Source organism: Lysinibacillus sp. BPa_S21 (genome assembly GCF_023337795.1).
Classification (GTDB): Bacteria; Bacillota; Bacilli; order Bacillales_A; family Planococcaceae; genus Lysinibacillus.
The window spans coordinates 50,032-68,672 of sequence record NZ_JALIRS010000012.1 but is presented as its reverse complement, the minus strand read 5'-3'; the positions used below and the strand labels follow the sequence as shown (position 1 = coordinate 68,672).

The following is an 18,641-nucleotide window of genomic DNA, read 5'->3' as shown; positions in this document are numbered from 1 at the left end:
TCATTGAAATAATATGTAAACAGTCTTATAATGGAGTTTGTAATGTCACCAAGACAAGATAAGGATGGAATTATAATGCACTTTTTGCAAAATAAAGTTAACATTGTAATAACAAGTTATACGAATTGCTATCCAGCTCTTGAGACTGGTGATTTGTAAGATATACGCGCTGTAACGACTGTTAAGAAGTGCCTTAATGGTCTTTTTTACATGGAAGCAATAAAATTAAAATAGTAATAGTGATGGCAAAGGAGAGTTCAAAATGTCAGAAACGAAAAACCAAACACAGTCTGAACAATTAACTGTGAGTCAAGAACAACTGGATGTGCTAGATCAATTATTAAAGCCTGAGGTTCAGGAATCACTTACAACTTTAGTTGAGCAATTACCTAAGTTAACTGAAATGATGACGCTATTAACAAAATCATATGAGTTTGCTCAAGCTGTTGCAACGGATGAAGTGCTTAAAAATGATACTGTTGGTGCTGTAACAGAAATGGCAGGCCCTGTAGTAGGATCGGCTAAAAACCTTGCAGCTACTGCAATTGAAGCGAAAGATCGCGCTTCTGAAAGCCAAGAAGTAATTGGCTTATTTGGTCTTATGAAAATGTTAAAGGACCCACAAGTTCAAGGTGTTTTCCGTTTTGTTAATGCTTTCTTACAAGTAAGCGCTGAACGTAAAGCTAAATAAGACTTGACTCGAGATATATTCAAAACGTAAGGACGGAGGATTAATTAATCATGTCAAAAGAAATCGTCATCTTAGGTGCTGGTTACGCTGGCGTTTTAACTGCATTAACAGCACGTAAGTATTTATCAGCTGATGAAGCTAAAATTACTGTAGTAAACCAATTCCCAACACACCAAATCATCACTGAACTTCATCGTTTAGCTGGTGGTACTATTGCAGAAGGTGCTGTTGCTTTACCACTTAAAAAAATCTTTAAAGGTTTAGATATTGATTTACAAATTGCTAAAGTAACAAAATTCAATGTAGACACTAAAAAAGTGGACCTAGACAATGGTTATACTTTAAATTACGATACTTTAGTTGTATCTTTAGGTAGCCAAACTGGATTCTTCGGTATCCCTGGATTAGAAGAAAACTCTATGGTACTTAAATCAGTGGACGAAGCAAACAAAATTAACAAACACATCGAAGATCGTATTAAAGCATATGCACAAACAAAAGACGAAGCAGATGCTACGATTGTTATCGGTGGTGGCGGTTTAACAGGTGTAGAGCTTGTTGGTGAAATCGTGGACAACTTCCCGAAAATCGCGGCAAAACACGGTGTTAACTTTGCTGATCTTAAAATCAAACTTGTTGAAGCTGGTCCAAAAATCTTACCAGTACTTCCAGATGCACTTATCCAACGTGCTACTGAAAGCTTAACAAAACGTGGCGTTGAATTCATTACAGGTACTCCTGTAACAGGCGTTGATGGAAATGTCATCTCTCTGAAAGATCGCGAACCAATCGTTGCTAATACGCTTATTTGGACAGGTGGGGTAGCTCCACTTCCAATCGTAGGTGAGTCTGGTCTTGCGGCAGACCGCGGTAAAGCTACAATTAACGAGTTCTTACAATCTACATCTCACGATGATGTATTCGTAATCGGTGACGCATCTGTTGCATTACCAGCTGATGGTGGACGTCCACTATACGCACCAACTGCTCAAGTTGCATGGCAAATGGGTGAGTGCGCTGGTTACAACTTATTCGCACAATACAAAAACCAAGAGATGAAGCCTTTCTCTGCTATTAACTCTGGTACACTTGCAAGCTTAGGCCGTAAAGACGCTGTTGCGACGATCGGTGCTAGCAACACAGAACTTAAAGGTCTTCCTGCAACTCTTATGAAAGAAGCGTCAAACATTCGCTATCTTACACACATTAAAGCGCTATTCGGCTTAGCGTATTAATATTTTTTTAGGGCATGAAACAATAGAAATATTGTATTCATGTCCTTTTTTTAATGGAGCGACGGGAAGAAGAGCAGAGTAATGGGAAGAAATTAAAACGAAGGATAGAAAATTCAGAGCGATAGAAGGAAGTCAGAGCGACGGATAGAACAGTCGAAGTGACGGATGAAAGAAGCAGGGCGACGGAAGGAAGAGCCAAAGCGACGGAAAAAAGTCAGCCTGATGGATAGAAAGGCTGAAATTGCGGATAGAATGGTCAAAAGCGTGAATAGAAAGGCCAAAAACGTGGATAGAATGGTCAAAGTCATGGATAGAATCGCCAAAACGACAAAAAAAGGTCAGTCTGATGGATAGAAAAGCAAAAATAGCGGATAGAATGGTCAAAAACGTGGATAGAAAGGCCAAAAACGTGGATAGAATGGTCAAAGTCGTGGATAGAATCGCCAAAGCAATGGAAGGAAGTCAGAGCGGCAGAAGGAATAGTAGGGCGACGGAAAGAATAGTCAGAACGACGGAAGGAAGAGCCGAAGTGACGGAAAGAAATCAGAGCGACGGAAAGAACAGTCGAAGTGACGGAAGAAAGAAGCAGGGCGACGGAAAGAATAGTCAGAGCGACGGATGAAAGAGGCAGGGCGACGGAAGGAAGAGCCGAAGCGACGGAAAGAAATCAGAGCGATGGATAGAACAGTCGAAGTGACGGAAGAAAGAGGTAGGGCGACGGAAAGAATATTCAAAGTGACGGAAAAAAGTCAGCCTGATGGATAGAGAGGCCGAAATTGCGGATAGAATGGTCAAAAACGTTGATAGAATGGCCAAAGTCATGGATAGAATAGCCAAAACGACAAAAAAGGGTCAGTCTGATGGATAGAAAAGCAAAAATAGCGGATAGAATGGTCAAAAACGTGGATAGAATGGTCAAAGTCGTGGATAGAATCGCCAAAGCAATGGAAGGAAGTCAGAGCGGCAGAAGGAATAGTAGAGCGACGGATGAAAGAGGCAGGGCGACGGAAGGAAGAGCTGAAGCGACGGAAAAAAAGTCAGTCTGATGGATAGAAAAGCGAAAATAGCGGATAGAATGGTCAAAGAAGTCAGAGCGACGGAAAGAAGATTCAGAGCGACGGATAGAACAGTCGAAGTGACGGATGAAAGAGGCAGGGCGACGGAAGGAAGAGCCAAAGCGACGGAAGGAAATCAGAGCGACGGATAGAACAGTCGAAGTGACGGAAGAAAGAAGCAGGGCGACGGAAAGAATAGTCAGAGCGACGGATGAAAGAGGCAGGGCGACGGAAGGAAGAGCCGAAGCGACGGAAAGAAATCAGAGCGACGGATAGAACAGTCGAAGTGACGGATGAAAGAGGTAGGGCGACGGAAAGAACATTCAAAGCGACGGAAAAAAGTCAGCCTGATGGATAGAAAGGCTGAAATTGCGGATAGAATGGTCAAAAGCGTGAATAGAAAGGCCAAAAACGTGGATAGAATGGTCAAAGTAATGGATAGAATTTCCAAAACGACCAAAAAAGTCAGCCTGATGGATAGAAAGGCCGAAATTGCGGATAGAAAGGCCAAAAACGTGGATAGAACCACCAAAATCGTGGATAGCCCCGACAAAGCCACGAAAGATAGAATCGCCAAAGTGACAAACAGAGCTATCGATACGAGATCAGCATACATTATGTCTTATCCAAACATTTATGTAGCACCTCTTATAAAAGAGGCGCTACTATTTTTATATCTTTATTCTTCCGATATCGAAGCGATAGCATCGATATCTCTTTTACTCATTGAGGTCAGAAAAACATTCCGATAAATTCGGAAATGATTTCGACATTATTGAAGATAAGCTTTAAGCGCTGTAAATAGAGACTGACAAATGATGATTGACGTTACCGTATTAGTAGCTATTTCAAGAGAATGGTCAGCATTTTCTACAATAGCAAGCTCGTGGGAAGAAAGCTGATCTAATCTTTCTTTAGAGTAGTGAGGATCAGCCGTACCGATTGCTAGAAAGGCCTGCTTTCCAAGCAAATTTTCCATCACATGATCAAGTGATAACAGGGGTGTCAAAAGCGCATAACGAGAAGGAATAGAAGAAGACTGCTGCATATAAAAATCTGTGATGGGCAGTGTTCCGAGTGATTTTCCAATGTATACAGCTTCTGTATAAGGTTTTGTGCTTAAAATATATTCCACAATAGGATTAGCTGCATTATAAACCATTTCTGAAATAGCTTTTGGCTCTTGTTCAAATTGCTTCGAATCAAATGTATAGCATACTTGTACTACATCATAGCCAAGCTCCAGCATTAGCTCAGTAGAATAATAAAGAAGTGGTTTTTCATACGTATAGCCTTTGCCAGAGAACATAAAGCACACCTTATCACTTTCTTTATCAAAGTAATTGTATGGTATATCGTTGTGCTGTTTTTTTACTGCTTTTATTTTCATCATAATTCCTCCTTGTCATACCAAATTGTTGAAAGATCGATGTGCCCTAAGTGGTTGAAGTCCAATTTTAAAATATCCTGGGCAAAGGGTATAGCATCGAGATGTGTAAATAATGGTATCAAAATAGCTTCTTCAATTAAATAGTGCTCTAAAGAATCGAAAAGGAACGGCCATTCTTCGATTGTTGCTAATTTAAATTTTTCAAAGATATTGATAAAATAAGCATCTTCTTTGCACACTTTGTAAATTGGAGAAACTGGGCTGAAAGCGGTATGCAATTTTTGAAAAGCACTATTTACAGTTGTGACATTCGTATAAACAAATGCATCGTACTTAAGAGGCTGAAGGCTATCTTTAATATATTGAGATAGTTTTAAGGATTCTATTTGTGGGTGATAGCCATATTTCGATAAAGATGAAAATAAGTGTTGGCCGAGATTGATTTTATCTTTAGGTACACCGATATTTAAAACCTCTTTTTTACATAGCGGGGAGATATTTTTACTAAAACTACTTAAATGATTTTGTAAGGCAGAATCATTTTCAATAACTTTATATAAATGTTTATGTATTATGTTTTTAATATGTTGCCTTTGCGCTTTAATTGAACAAGCTTCTTTATTTTTATTTAAAATAACTGCACAAACCCCGTTTTGGATATTAATTTTTTTATGATTAATGTCATTGGAGAAATTAGTTTGATAAAACGAATTAGATCCTTTTGGAAGTATGTTTAATTCTACCGTATGTAATAATGCTTTCATGCCAAAATAATTGTCATATGCCTCCAAAACAATTTGATGGGGTGTATGTTTTGATATAGCAAATGAACCTGTTCCGAAAACTACATTATCAACAATTTTATAGATACTTGCTTGGATATCTGTTAGTAAGTGTAGTGCGTATGTGCAAGTCTCCGAAAAAATAAAATCAATTGTCCACATATCAACAATGGTAATTTCTCGAATAGGCTGCCATAAAGGAAGGTGTAGTAATTGGCGTAAACACCAAGCTACATCACGTGCTGTTAGTAAATCGCCATTGTGGAATGCAACATTCTTCCGTAAATAAAGACGCAATGTTACGCCATTAATTTTCCAATGGTGCGCAAGAGAAGGGATGATAATACCATTTGCATCTGCTTCAACTAAACGATTTGTTAAATTGGATAGAAGTGCGGCACTATAAATATCGTTTACTTGATTCGGTTGTAAAGTATGAATAGGATGGTAGATTGGCACAATCAAATGCTCATTATATAGGATATTGTTTTTTATATTTTGTTGATATAGATGCTTAAATTTCACTGCTAAAGAATCCGTTAAATTAGGAAATGCGAATAATTCTTCCCAATCCAACATCGTCATTGTTGAGAGATGATATTTAAGCTTATCCACAATAATTTGTTCAATATCTCCTTGCCATTGGATTTTGGATAAGTGTCCACGTCCATTCCCGGCGTTATAAATAAGCCAATTGTGTTGCTGAAACAATTTAAGATAACGATTTAGTTGTTTAGGACTTATTTTTAATATAGTTGCTAATTGTTGATGATGAAAATTGTTGCCTTTCTGTTGGCAATAGAGTGTGAGTAAATAAAATAGTGTTTTATTTTTTGATAGAAAGGTGGACATTTAATATCTCCTTTTGTCTCTTTTTGTGAAAATTGTTTTATTTTATAATCTAACTATAACAAAGGGGGAGAAAATATGAAGGCTGTGATTATTAATGAGTTTGGTACTTCTGATGTTTTAAAGTACGTAGAATGTCCAAAGCCTACTATTTCAGCAGGGGAAGTATTAATACGTACGACTTATACGAGTGTGAATTTTGCTGATATTAAAAATAGAACAGGTAATAAGGCAAAAGCAAATTTTCCGATGATCCTCGGTTTAGATGTAGCTGGTGTAGTTGAAGCGGTTTTTGATGAATGTAGTACTTTTAAAGTTGGAGATATCGTAATTGCATTCCCGAAGAATGGTGCCTATGCAGAATATGTGGTGGCGAAAGAGCAGCTTGTCTTCAAAGTTCCGAATGATGTCTCTTTGGAAAAGGTAGCTGCTGTGCCGACAGTTTTGTTTTTATCCTATCTCTTAACACATCAAATTGCTCCAATTAGTACAAACGATAGCGTCTTGATTCATGCTGCAACTGGTGGGGTAGGGACAATGCTGATTCAGATGGCGAAAAAGCTAGGTGCCAAAAATATTATTGGCACAGTTAGTGATAGGAAGAAGGCGCCAATTGCCTTTGAACTAGGCGCACACCATGTACTGACATACGATGATTTTAGTGCTCAAGTCAATGAATATACGGAAGGCCATGGTGTAAACATAATATTTGACTCCATTGCTGGAAATATTACGGAAGAAAGCTTGAACTGTTTAGCTCTGTATGGAACGCTAGTGCAATTTGGAAATAGTGGCGGTAAGGCGGGAAATATAAAAACATCGGATTTACATAGTAGCTGCCGCAATGTGAAAGGCTTTAGCTTAGGAACGACTCGAGCTTCCAAGCCAGAAATGCTACATCAAGTTGCTCAGGAGATGTTTACCTTATTAAAGGATGAAAGCTTCCAAGTACCAATTGCTGAAATTTTTGCATTAGAGGACATGCAGAAAGCGCATGATTTGATGGAAAGTCGCCAGCATCAAGGGAAAATTTTAATTAAAATATAGAATGAACACCCCCTGTTAGTGATCACTATACAGGGGGTGTTTCTACTTTAGTGCTTGTAGTTGTGCCACGTAACTGTAATTCTGCGAAAGAGCTTACCCAATTAGTAAAGAATTTATTATTTCATCGACAATAAACGAGGATTTCCTTTTAATAGTTACCAAAATGAGGTATCATTATATGGATTTTTGTCTTTCTTTGACTGATTCTGACATATATTACAGTTCGACTTTTTACTAAAATAGTATATTTGGCTAAATTAAAATAGGTCATTAATTTTGATAGCTCTTCACCTGTTAAAATTAGTTGATTTTCGTTCAGACTGGACGGCTCAGAAAAAGCCAATCGTAACAGAAATCAACCACACATTATAATGGTGAACCATAGTATTTCATTAAGTAAAGGAATGGCTATTAGGGGAGTGGTGCAATGCTTTTTAATTCCTTTGAATTTATTTTTCTATTTTTACCAATAACATTTATTATTTACTTTTTATTAAATCGTTTCAGGAACCAGCAATATGCGATTTATTGGTTGGTACTGAGCTCTTTATTTTTTTATGGCTATTTTAAGTTAACTTATTTAGCCATCATCACTATTTCAATTGTTGTGAACTTTGCTTTAAGTCGGGTGATTAATACTAATAATCGTTGGAGAAAAACGTATATGATTATTGGGGTCGCCTTCAATATTTTAATTCTTTGTTACTATAAATATACTGATTTCTTTATTGAAAATATAAATAGTTTACTGGGTACAAATATTGCGCTGTTGCACTTATTGCTACCATTAGGACTTAGTTTTATCACATTTCAACAGATTGCTTTTATTGTTGATAGTTATCGTGATGGAACAGCTCATTATAAATTTAGTCATTATGCGCTGTTCATTTTGTTTTTCCCGCAATTAATTGCAGGACCAATTGTTCAGCATGATGAGATGCTTCCACAGTATGATACGAAGGAAAATCGTAAAGTTATTCATGAACATGTTGCACGAGGCATATTTATTTTTGCTATTGGTTTAGTTAAGAAGGTTGTTATTGCTGATACGGTTGGTATATGGGCGAATGAAGGCTTTGCGAATTATAGTAACTTAAGTTTTGTAGAGGCTTGGATTACGTCATTATCGTATACAGTGCAACTTTATTATGATTTTAGTGGGTATTCTGATATGGCGATTGGTTTAGCATTATTATTTAATATTAAACTGCCCGTCAATTTCTATTCTCCTTATAAAGCACGTAATATTCAAGAGTTTTGGAAAAAATGGCATATGACATTGAACAGGTTTTTAACTACATATGTATATTTCCCGTTAGGTGGTAACCGTAAAGGTGCTTTTAGAACCTATATAAATATATTAATTATTTTCTTCATCAGTGGATTTTGGCATGGTGCTGGTTGGAATTTCATTTTATGGGGGCTTCTTCATGGCTTTGCGTCTGTCGTAGTGAGACTTTTTAGTAAAACAGGTATTAAGCTTCCGTATTTACTTTCATGGTTTATGACTTTCCAATTTGTTAATATCGCTTGGGTCTATTTCCGTGCAACAAGTATGGAGCAAGCGAACACCATTATAGCCAAAATGTTTACGCCAGATATGACAGCTATTAATAATTTCTTTACGGAGCCACACACGAGTTTTGCTCAAGCGGAAGCATTTAATATTTTGGGGCTATCATTAAGTGATCCATTAGTGATTGTTGTAGGACTGTTAATCGCACTTGTTATTGCATTTACGACCTTAAATTCTATTCAATTAATGGATAAGATGAAATTTAATTGGGGAGCAATCATTTATACACAATGTATGATTGCACTAGTGCTAGTATCGATTTATTATATGCAAAAAAATAGTATATTCTTATATTTTAATTTCTAAATAAAGGTGTGAATGAACTTGGATCCGAAAAAATGGTTAGTAAAATTGTTTGCCACATCTTTCATCGTAATAGGATTACCTGTTTTCGGAATTATGGGTTTCAATTATTATATTGACCCTCTTTGGAATTACACACATGCAAATGATTTTAATGACTATCAGCTTGGCTTTGATGAAAGACAATTAAAAACAAATTATATGAATAGCCATGATTTTAACTATGATAGTTTGTTAATTGGAACGAGCAGGATTACGTATCTTGATGAGAGAGCCTTTACCAAAGAAAATGTTTATAACTATTCATTGAGCGGGCTGCATATAGAAGAATATTTGCCTTATATGCAATATGCTGAAAAGAAAAATGGTAAGCCGTTTAAGAGGATTTTTATGGAGTTATATGTTGATTCAGCGAATGCTGAAAAATCGAATGCTTTGAATCCTCCGCAAACTTATTTTGAGACGTCTGAGGCACCGTTTTATGCAATAAAATCACTGTTTTCAGAAAGCACGATGCACTATGCTCTTTTTAATTATGATATTTCAAAAGCAAATCATTACGACGGCGCTCGTAGTTACACGCGTCATAATATTGCTCAAACGACGTACTCCAATGATGATATGGAGCAGGAATGGCAAGAATTCAAGAAAAAATTTAAAGCGGAGACAGCCAAGCCTTTTGTGTATGATACCGACTATCGAAAAAGGCTCCAAGCTATAAAAGATGCATTCCCAAATTCAGAACTAGTAATTTTTACAGAGTTAATGCCTGCAAAACGGCTGCAAACCATTTTGCATAACGATGATCGTTACGAGGCTTATAGTAGATGGATGAACGATATGGTGGATGTTTTTGGTACCGTATATAGCTTCCATGGTGTGAATGACGTAACAACAAATGAGAATAACTTTTTTGATTGGTTGCATTACTATCCAAACGTTGGAGATTTAATCATAAAATCTTTAGAGAGTAGGGATGAACCCTCAAATATTATGCAGGATGTAAATAGAGGGAATCTTGATGAATACCTTAAAAATGTAGTAGTAGATATAAATATTGATTAAACGATTCTAAAGATGACTCCGATTTGTACTGTCGGAGTCATCTTTTTTAAGTTTTTAACTTGAAATTATTTTGGTGTGGATGATTGCCAAACTATTGCAAGTAACGCGACGCCTTCATTGATTTGCTCAATGGTTAGCCCACCATAGCCTATAATGACCATAGCATGTTTTGAGGCTTGCTGATAGGAGGTTGAACATGGGTAGACTTTGATTCCTACCTCCTGGGCAAGCCTTATGGCATCCTGTTCAGAAAGCCTTTTTGGTAACTTCATAACAATGTGTAACCCAGATTTTTCACCAATTACTTCGAATTCCTTAGAAAAGTTTGCCTCAATCGCTGCTAGTAACGCTTGTTGCTTTTTACGATAAATAGTGCGCATTTTGGCTAAATGCTTATCGAATAAACCTAGAGCAATAAAATCAGCTAACACAAGCTGATCGATTTTGGAAACAACAGATTTTTGTTCTTGATTGAAAAGCATAAATTCTTCGACTAACGATTTGGGCAAAATCATGTAGCTTATGCGCAGCGCTGGGATTAGTGTTTTGGAAAAGGTTCCGAAATAAATAACGCGTTGAAGCTGGTCCATTTTTGCTAAAGAGGGAATAGGGAGCCCCTTATAACGAAATTCGGAATCATAGTCATCCTCAATAATATATGCCTTCGCAGAATTAGCCCATTGCAGAAGTTCTGCACGCCGTTCAACAGGCATGACCATCCCAAGCGGAAACTGGTGCGCAGGTGTTGTGTATAACATGTGGATGGACTCTTTCGGTATGGTTACCCCTAAGTTATCAACAGGAATAGCATGGGTTGTTAATCCACACTGTTGCGATGTTGCACGTACTCTTTTAAAGCCAGGCTCCTCTAAGCCAACGTGTGCTTTTTGGCCAAAAAAGTGACAGAGAGCTTGAAGCTGATTTTGTGTACCACTATAAACAAACACCTGTGATGCTTCACAAGTAACGCCTCTTGATCGTTCAACATAGCGAGCAATTTCCGTACGCAATATAGCCTCTCCTTGCCAAGGACTTGTTGTTAAATTATCCACATTGAAGTGCTTTTTCAACAGCTTATACCAGATCGAAAGTGGAAAAGCTTCCTTATCCACATGTCCGTTATTAAAATCAAAGGTTGTAGTATATGTAGTTGATGGTAGAGCTGTGGATAGGTGCTGTTTTCGCTGCTGTCCCCATTCCAATTCAAAAGTCGCGATAAAATAGCCAGAGCGTTCCTTACTATAAATATAACCTTCAGCTAGTAATTGTTCATAAGCTTCCTTAACTGTATGGACACTTACATCAAGCGTTTTAGCAAGGGTTCTTTTAGAAGGTAATTGCTCATGGGCCAGTAGTTTCTTACTTAAAATTGCTTGTTTTAAATCCTCGTAGATTTGCACGTATTTCGGTGTATCTCCAGTAAATGAAATCGATAACTCCAAAACATTGCACCTCCTGGTACGGTGAGTTTTTTGTGAATTGGTTCTATCTATCATATCAAAAATGCCGTTAAATATTAAAAAGGAGGGACACAAAATGAATTTTATAGCATTAGAAAATGAGGCAGTATTTCTGAAGCCATTAGAGCAGGAGGATAAGCAAGGGTTATTTGAGGCTGGTAGATATCCAGAGATTTGGTCACACATGCCCACAACAATAGAGAAGATGATCGATGTGAATAACTTTGTGGACAAAGCATTAGAAAAAAAACATGAAAAAACGGAGTTCCCATTTGTAATTGTGGATAAAAAATCTGGACAAATCATTGGGTCGACTCGGTTTATGGACATTGAAGAAACGCATAAACGACTTGAAATAGGTACTACATGGATTACACCTGCTTTTTGGCGCACGGCCATAAATACGAATTGCAAATATTTATTATTACAATACTGCTTTGAGGTACTTAATCTACAACGTGTGCAAATTAAAACAGACCACGAAAATTTACGGTCTCAAGAGGCGATTGAACGTTTAGGAGCAACAAAGGAGGGGGTCTTACGAAACCATATGGTGCGGAAGGATGGTACAACACGCCATACTGTGATGTACAGCATTACTCTGCAAGAATGGCCACAAGTGAAAAAACATTTGCAGCAGTTGCTAGTCGGCGCAGCTGAGAAATTGGGATAAAGAAATTATTATATAAAAAAAGAATGGTCATTAGTCGACCATTCTTTTTTTATAGATAAATCCAGTTACAATCCAAGCTACTAGTGACCATGCGATGATAGTAGCGATTGGAATAATAACATCCATTGTAGTGTATGTGCCTTCTAAAGACTCTGCTAATAACACTAATTGAGAACTTGGTAACCACTCTGCGATTTTTAAAATAGGAAAGTTAGATGAAAATGCCAGGGCAGAAGGACCAAACGGGAAAATAAAGATAACAGGTAGAATGATAAGAGATCCTTCCATAACTGTTTTGGCGAATAATCCACATAATGTCCCTATTGCAATATAGAACACAGTCGAAAGTATTAAAGTAATAGCTAAGATGAAAAGATTAGCTGGGCTATAGCCAACAATGTAAATAGTCAATGCTACAACTACCATTGTAAGTATAAGGACAAACAAGCTTTTACCAATTAAAATATCGCTAAGTGAAGCAGGGGAAAGCATTAGACTACGAAGCGTATTTTTTTCTTTCTCCTCTGCAATTAGACAGCATTGTACATAGGCAGTCACCATAGAAAATGCAATATTTATTGTAATGAAATAGGCGGCGATAGTAGTTGAGCCCGATTTATTAATAAAAAATGCCATAACAAGTGGCATAAGTACCATAACTGATACCGCATAGTTCCGTGAAAATTCCTTATAATCCTTCATTAAAATAGCCTGAATACGTGTCATTGAAATGTTCATACTAAATCACTCCCTGTTATTTGCATAAAAATATTACCTAGTGTAGGCTCGTTCGTATAAATACGAGAAACTTCGTTAGATTGCATCCAATGAAACAGTTTTTCTGCATCCTGTTTTCCATTTTGAATGACCTCACTAGTACCATTTTTTAATTCAACTGTAATCGATTCATCGCCAAACTCTTTTTTCAAATCCTTTGGAGCACCAATCGCTCGAATCTTCCCTTTATGTAAGAAGGCTACACGATCACAAAGTATTTCTGCTTCACTCATATCGTGGGTCGTTAAAAATATTGTTGTACCCATCTCGTTTAATTTGCGCAAGCCGTTATATATATGCTGTGTATTAACAGGATCGAGTGCTGAAGTTGGCTCATCTAAAAATAATAGTTCTGGTTTATGCATGATGGCACGTGCAAGCGTAACACGTTGCATCATTCCTTTAGAAAGCTGACTAATTTTCTTTTTACGATCACCATATAAGTTAACAAAATCTAAAGCCTCTTTTACGGATGATTTAGGCAATTGATATAAATTACTGAATAGTAATAAATTTTCCTCGATTGAAAGACGTGTATATAGTCCGCTATTATCTGTTAAAATACCGAAGCGTTTACGATTGTTACTTTGTTTCATCTCATTTGCTGGGCGACCAAACAGTAAAACGTCGCCATCCGTTTTTTCACTTTGTGCTGTTAATATTTTAATAGTAGTAGTTTTTCCGGAGCCGCTAGGTCCAAGAAAGCCGAATATTTCCCCTTTTTGAATAGTAAAGGAAACATCCTGTAATGCTGTTTCCTTATTAAATGTTTTTTTCAAATGCTGAACATCGATTACTGCGTTCATTTGAAAACCTCCCTGTGTTGTTGTTGATATCTACATTTTAAGGGACAATAAGGATCTCAACATTAAAATACAGGTGAAAGGCAGTAAAATGATCGTTAGTGGAGAAATAGTTTAGCTGACAGGAGTCGTTTATTTCCTGGGAAATCTACTAAATTCCGAGTATTTCCTTTAAATCAGCGAGTTTATTTTTCGACAAAGGTACGACGGTCTTTTCATTGCTATTTAGGGCTAGGCTGTAGCTATTGCGAGTCCATGTAATGATTTCCCGTACCTTTTGTAAGTTAACGATATAAGAGCGATGACTTCTAAAGAAGCCGAACGGTGTCAATTTTTGCTCAAGTTCATTTAGTGACAATGTACATGGATAGGATTCACCTGTAACATACAGTGAAACAACCCCCTCAACACTTTCGATATAATCGATTTCGGGAGGATTAAATAAAATGATTTTATCGTTCTTCTTTGTTGGGATTTTATCAAGTCGAATCGGTGCACTTTCAAGAGAGGGGGGCGCAAGTTCTGCCTCATCTTCGTTCACATCTAATGCATGTAAGCCCATTGCATCTAGTCTATGTATTTCTGTACTCGAAACGATTAAATCCTCAAAATTGTTAGATAGTAAAATGACTGTTTTATTTTGCTTTTGAAGGACATCCAATAATTGAATCACTTTTTGTTTGGAGAATTCATCCATATTTTGGAATGGTTCTTCTAAAACTTGTATCGGTTCCTGATTAAGATATGTATGAATCAATTTTAAACGTTGCTTTTCTCCATTGGAAAGTTTGCTGATTTTCATGCTTTTTTGTTCCATTAAAGCAAATAATGTTAATAGATCCTCTAGCTTTTTAGAAGAAGCATTGAAAAGCTTTATGCAAAATTTGATATATTCCCGAACTGTTAGTCGCTCATACAAGGCATTTTCACGATAATATGTATACGTATTGCTTTGCTTCGAAAACCACTGTATTAATGTATGTATTTTTGACACATCAGTGTGGATGCCAATAATAATGCCAGGCTGCATGGATAGGTGGAAGTTTGGATAAATTACATTTCCTCCTTCTATATAAGGATCAATAATAATGCTTTCATTTTGGTTCATTGTTTTGTCCTCCTTGACAGGTCTTAATTTCGAAAAATTGCGAGATTTCAGCATGTGCCTGTGAATAACTTTCATCACAATAGTTTGAATTATTGAAGTCCATAAAACCGTGCTGACCTGGATATTGTCTCGTATGAACAGACGGTAATGCATCGAGTGTTTTCTTTAATTCATGGACGTTAAAATTTTTCTCATGACTTGGTAAAATAACAAGTGTCGGACAAGAGGGGATTATATCCATATATTGACGAATGCGTGATCCATAAACGCAAACGATTCCTTGTAATGGTAGTATAGATAGTCTCCAAGCTAATGTTGCGCCCACACTAAATCCAATTAACATTATTTCATCATAATGAGTCCTATCTTCCAATATTTTTTCGGTCAGTTTTTCGAGAGGAGCATCAAATCCAACTTCGTTTATGAAATATTCATAGGCGTCCTGTTCTTGTTCGTATGGAAATATTTTCCTCTCTGAATATAAAGAAATGCATTCAACAGTAGTGTTGACGTTACTGAATGTTTCAGCTTGCAATTTTATAAAATCGTTGACGCCATAAATCTCATGTAAAATAAATACTTTTCTCTTCATTTTTACCTCTTTCATTTTTTAATAGTGTATCAAAGAATAATCCTATCGTATAAAATTTTTGTATTTCAAAAAGCGCTCAAAAGTAAAAAAATCCGCGCAGACTTATGTGATCTTGATTTGACCACAGAAATCGAGGCGGAGTTTTCCGTTGATATATCCCTTTATTTCATAACTTTAGACATAAAACCCTTCATTTCCAGACTAAGCGTATTAAGCTCATCAATAATTTCACTAAAGTCCTGAACAAGTTGGGCTTGTTCGTTGGTGGCACCATTTATTTGAGTCATGTTTTGTTTTAAATTTTCAAGATTATGATTGATGCTTCGAAGTGAGGATTCAATGTGATCAGTAGCAGTAGTTGTTTCTGTAGAAAGTTTGCGAACTTCTTGCGCTACTATATTAAATCCGGCACCATGTTGGCCCGCTCGTGCTGCTTCGATTGATGCATTTAATCCGAGTAAATTGGTTTGACGAGAAATATTTTTTATTAAATCGGTAATGCCGTTTGTTTTTTCAGCGTCCTCTAAAGCAAATTGTGTTTGTTTATTGATTTCCTCACTAGTTGCGGCTAGTTCCTCTGAATTAGAGGCAATTGTATGTACTTTATCCTGTAGGTTTTGAATAATATCATTCATGGTAAGAATATATTTTTCCATTTGGAGAGAATGATCAATAGGTAATCCAAAGGCTAGCGCCCCTACAATATGCCCATTTTCACGAACGGGAAAAGAGAATCCGTTAAAATCTATACCATAAACCTCTTTTGGTACAGGTGAATCAGTGCTTTTCCCTTTAAGCGGGAGACGTAAAATGGCATCATCTGGATTAATTTTTTGCCCGTTTTTATAACCAGCATCTAATCGTTTCCCAGCTAAATAAACAACAATACTTTCACTCTCTTTGTCTACTAATGCCATCATGGCCTCACCCTTCATAGCTAAATGAATGTAAGGCAATGACTTTGATAATGCTTCAATAATATTCATAATGACCTCCTTGGTATATGTAAACTTCGTTCAATGGGGTATAAAATCTCTCATTTATATAAACGTTATTTTTTGGAAAGTAATGCTTCTTTAATTGTATGAAAAAAGGAAGAGAATAAAAAGACTATCTTAATACCATTATTCTTTAAAAAAGTACGAAAATAAGGTCCTATATGTTTAATTTGTTTAAAAGGTTGGATTTACATGGTAACAAATATTGCAGGTTCAGTAATCATGGTGCATACGCAATAGAACTTTACAGAAAATAATACGGTATTACAACATAGATAATACTATGTAAAATGGTTGATTGGAGTGTAGGCTGGGCGCCTCCTTGGGGATCAGCGATAGGGGAACGAAGGCTAAGAACATTACATCCTGTGATAACGCCTTCGTGACCAACCTCGGTGCTGCTGCCGCTACGTTAGCACTACGCTTTCGCGCAAAAAACATCTGTTGGCCCGAGACCCTGGAGCGAGCAACGCGAGTGAAGCGGCTCATCGGACGCCCCCAGGAAGCTTTGCTCTGTGCGAAAGCGAAGCGGCAGCAACAATGTTTTATCTGTAGCGAAAGCGAAGCGCCAGCTACAAAGCGCCCAGCCGGAACGGAAATCAACTACTCGTTTTGCCGGAGTATACTTTAGCTATTTAATTTTTCTTTCGCAAAACCTTAACATAGCTTTCTCTTTTTTGGACAACCTAAACTAGAAATAATAGCATGAGGTGATGATCATGAGAATAGAAAGGTCGTCAGAATGGGAAGAAGGCTTTATCAATAAACTGAATGAACTTGGAAAATGGGATAGCTGGACATTGTACAAGATGAATTATGAAATTGTAAAAATGAAATTAATTACTGATTTCACAGGTTTACAGGCGACAAAGTATTTACCAAATTTAACACCGCTTAAGCATCAGTTGGAAGCAGCGGAAACAGTTATTGAACGTATGAATGGTAAAGCGATTTTAGCTGATGAAGTGGGTCTTGGTAAAACAATTGAAGCAGGTTTGGTTTTAAAAGAATATTTGATTCGTGGCCTTGTTAAGAGAGCATTAATATTAGCTCCGGCCTCGCTTATTAATCAGTGGGTTGAAGAATTAAATATAAAGTTCCACATTCCGGCAGTAGCTTATAAAAAAAATGTTCAGATTGAGCGCCATGATGTCCTTATTATGAGTATGGATACGGCGAAGAAAAGTCCTCATAAAGAGCGTATTTATGAGCAGAATTACGACATGATTATTATCGATGAGGCCCATAAATTAAAAAATCATAAAACCCAAATTTACGAATTCGTGCAAGGCTTAAAGAAAAAGTTTTGTTTACTATTAACAGCCACACCGATTCAAAACGATGTTTTTGAATTATTTTATCTTATTTCTTTACTTAAGCCTGGTCATCTTGGCAATTATGATACATTTCAATCTGCATTTTCGGCAAGTAAGCATGATTTAGAGCATAATGATTATTTAAAGGAATTAGTGAATCAGGTGATGGTGAGGAATAGGCGGGAGGACACGGGTATTGAATGGACGAATCGCCGTGTTCAAATTGTTCCTATCCAGTTCACTAAGGAAGAAGAGGAAGTTTATAATCTGCTCGGAACGCTTCAAAATACAGGCTCTTTTTCAATGATTACATTGCAGAAGGAAATGTGTAGTAGTAAAGAGGCTACAGCTTTAACATTATCTAAAATGATGGAAGACAATGCACAATCACAAGAAATTGAAGATATATTAGTAAAATTAATGGCCTTAGAAGTGAATTCAAAGGCGAAAAAGACACTTGAAATAGTTGAACAGGCCAAAGATAAAGTGATTATTTTTACAGAATATAGAGCTACTCAAATTTATTTGCAATGGTACTTACATGCTAACGGTATAACGAGTGTCCTGTTCAACGGTAAATATAATAAAAGCAAACGGGATTATATGAAGCATCTTTTTAAGGAAAGGGCACAGGTTTTAATCGCAACTGAGGCAGGCGGAGAGGGGATAAACCTTCAGTTTTGCCATCATGTTATTAACTATGATTTGCCCTGGAACCCTATGAAGCTAGAGCAACGGATTGGTCGTGTGCATCGATTAGGGCAAGAGCATGATGTTCATATTTATAATTTGGCTATTGCCAATACGATTGAAGAGAATATTTTAGCATTACTTCATACGAAAATTGATGTTTTCGAAAAGGTAGTCGGCGATTTAGATGCGATTCTATCTAACTTTAAAGAATCTGTATAGTGTAAGGGA

The 18,641-nt window shown here is 36.8% G+C and carries 19 protein-coding genes; 11 read left to right on the top strand and 8 right to left on the bottom strand.

The window, feature by feature from the left end:
* Positions 1 to 262: 262 nt before the first annotated feature.
* The 6 genes from MOK21_RS19505 to MOK21_RS19480 all read left to right on the top strand — a co-directional run bounded on the left by MOK21_RS19505 (position 263) and on the right by MOK21_RS19480 (position 3,733).
* The gene (locus MOK21_RS19505; protein WP_049667242.1) at positions 263 to 691 is read left to right on the top strand and encodes a helical membrane plugin domain-containing protein; all 429 of its coding nucleotides are present in this window, start codon (positions 263 to 265) and stop codon (positions 689 to 691) included.
* Positions 692 to 741: 50 nt separating this feature from the next.
* Positions 742 to 1,926 (top strand): NAD(P)/FAD-dependent oxidoreductase, encoded by a 1,185-nt coding sequence (locus MOK21_RS19500; RefSeq protein ID WP_249075619.1) that lies wholly within the window; start codon positions 742 to 744, stop codon positions 1,924 to 1,926.
* Between the two features lie 165 nt (positions 1,927 to 2,091).
* Entirely contained in the window at positions 2,092 to 2,280 is a 189-nt protein-coding gene (locus MOK21_RS19495) for a hypothetical protein (protein ID WP_249075618.1), read from the top strand.
* Positions 2,273 to 2,548, top strand: a complete 276-nt coding sequence (locus MOK21_RS19490) for a hypothetical protein (RefSeq protein WP_249075617.1) — start codon at positions 2,273 to 2,275, stop codon at positions 2,546 to 2,548. The genes MOK21_RS19495 and MOK21_RS19490 overlap by 8 nt, the downstream gene beginning before the upstream one ends.
* On the top strand, positions 2,545 to 2,691 hold the full coding sequence (locus tag MOK21_RS19485) for a hypothetical protein (protein ID WP_249075616.1): 147 nt from the start codon (positions 2,545 to 2,547) through the stop codon (positions 2,689 to 2,691). Before MOK21_RS19490 ends, MOK21_RS19485 begins: the two co-directional genes overlap by 4 nt.
* A gap of 583 nt (positions 2,692 to 3,274) precedes the next feature.
* A complete protein-coding gene (locus tag MOK21_RS19480; protein ID WP_249075615.1) occupies positions 3,275 to 3,733 on the top strand; it encodes a hypothetical protein in 459 nt (152 codons plus the stop codon).
* A gap of 20 nt (positions 3,734 to 3,753) precedes the next feature.
* On the opposite strand, the gene MOK21_RS19475 is transcribed toward MOK21_RS19480, so the two are convergent.
* Positions 3,754 to 4,371: a hypothetical protein gene (locus MOK21_RS19475; protein WP_249075614.1), complete on the bottom strand. Its 618-nt coding sequence runs from the start codon at positions 4,369 to 4,371 to the stop codon at positions 3,754 to 3,756.
* Positions 4,371 to 6,005, bottom strand: a complete 1,635-nt coding sequence (locus tag MOK21_RS19470) for an ABC transporter substrate-binding protein (RefSeq protein ID WP_249075613.1) — start codon at positions 6,003 to 6,005, stop codon at positions 4,371 to 4,373. The genes MOK21_RS19475 and MOK21_RS19470 overlap by 1 nt, the downstream gene beginning before the upstream one ends.
* A gap of 75 nt (positions 6,006 to 6,080) precedes the next feature.
* Here MOK21_RS19470 and MOK21_RS19465 point away from each other — a divergent pair, with 75 nt between their 5' ends.
* The 3 genes from MOK21_RS19465 to MOK21_RS19455 all read left to right on the top strand — a co-directional run bounded on the left by MOK21_RS19465 (position 6,081) and on the right by MOK21_RS19455 (position 9,993).
* Entirely contained in the window at positions 6,081 to 7,049 is a 969-nt protein-coding gene (locus MOK21_RS19465) for a quinone oxidoreductase family protein (protein ID WP_249075612.1), read from the top strand.
* Positions 7,050 to 7,476: 427 nt separating this feature from the next.
* Positions 7,477 to 8,931, top strand: a complete 1,455-nt coding sequence (locus MOK21_RS19460) for an MBOAT family O-acyltransferase (RefSeq protein ID WP_249075611.1) — start codon at positions 7,477 to 7,479, stop codon at positions 8,929 to 8,931.
* An 18-nt stretch (positions 8,932 to 8,949) separates the two neighbouring features.
* Complete coding sequence (locus MOK21_RS19455; protein ID WP_249075610.1) at positions 8,950 to 9,993, top strand: hypothetical protein; 1,044 nt, start codon at positions 8,950 to 8,952, stop codon at positions 9,991 to 9,993.
* A 65-nt stretch (positions 9,994 to 10,058) separates the two neighbouring features.
* Here the strand turns inward: MOK21_RS19455 and pdxR are convergent, their stop codons facing one another.
* On the bottom strand, positions 10,059 to 11,435 hold the full coding sequence (gene pdxR / locus MOK21_RS19450) for a MocR-like pyridoxine biosynthesis transcription factor PdxR (protein ID WP_249075609.1): 1,377 nt from the start codon (positions 11,433 to 11,435) through the stop codon (positions 10,059 to 10,061).
* 94 nt (positions 11,436 to 11,529) lie between these two features.
* Between pdxR and MOK21_RS19445 the strand changes: the two genes are divergently transcribed.
* A complete protein-coding gene (locus tag MOK21_RS19445) occupies positions 11,530 to 12,126 on the top strand; it encodes a GNAT family N-acetyltransferase (RefSeq protein ID WP_249075608.1) in 597 nt (198 codons plus the stop codon).
* A 30-nt stretch (positions 12,127 to 12,156) separates the two neighbouring features.
* On the opposite strand, the gene MOK21_RS19440 is transcribed toward MOK21_RS19445, so the two are convergent.
* The 5 genes from MOK21_RS19440 to MOK21_RS19420 all read right to left on the bottom strand — a co-directional run bounded on the left by MOK21_RS19440 (position 12,157) and on the right by MOK21_RS19420 (position 16,392).
* Entirely contained in the window at positions 12,157 to 12,864 is a 708-nt protein-coding gene (locus MOK21_RS19440) for an ABC transporter permease (protein WP_249075607.1), read from the bottom strand.
* Positions 12,861 to 13,709, bottom strand: a complete 849-nt coding sequence (locus tag MOK21_RS19435) for an ABC transporter ATP-binding protein (RefSeq protein ID WP_249075606.1) — start codon at positions 13,707 to 13,709, stop codon at positions 12,861 to 12,863. Before MOK21_RS19435 ends, MOK21_RS19440 begins: the two co-directional genes overlap by 4 nt.
* 148 nt (positions 13,710 to 13,857) lie before the next feature.
* Positions 13,858 to 14,814 carry a LytTR family transcriptional regulator DNA-binding domain-containing protein gene (locus MOK21_RS19430; protein WP_249075605.1) on the bottom strand — a complete coding sequence of 319 codons (957 nt, stop codon included), beginning with the start codon at positions 14,812 to 14,814 and terminating at the stop codon, positions 13,858 to 13,860.
* The gene (locus MOK21_RS19425; RefSeq protein ID WP_249075604.1) at positions 14,801 to 15,406 is read right to left on the bottom strand and encodes a dienelactone hydrolase family protein; all 606 of its coding nucleotides are present in this window, start codon (positions 15,404 to 15,406) and stop codon (positions 14,801 to 14,803) included. Before MOK21_RS19425 ends, MOK21_RS19430 begins: the two co-directional genes overlap by 14 nt.
* Before the next feature lie 161 nt (positions 15,407 to 15,567).
* A complete protein-coding gene (locus MOK21_RS19420) occupies positions 15,568 to 16,392 on the bottom strand; it encodes a methyl-accepting chemotaxis protein (protein WP_249075603.1) in 825 nt (274 codons plus the stop codon).
* Positions 16,393 to 17,117: 725 nt separating this feature from the next.
* Here MOK21_RS19420 and MOK21_RS19415 point away from each other — a divergent pair.
* Positions 17,118 to 18,632 (top strand): DEAD/DEAH box helicase, encoded by a 1,515-nt coding sequence (locus MOK21_RS19415; protein ID WP_249075602.1) that lies wholly within the window; start codon positions 17,118 to 17,120, stop codon positions 18,630 to 18,632.
* Positions 18,633 to 18,641: the final 9 nt, after the last annotated feature.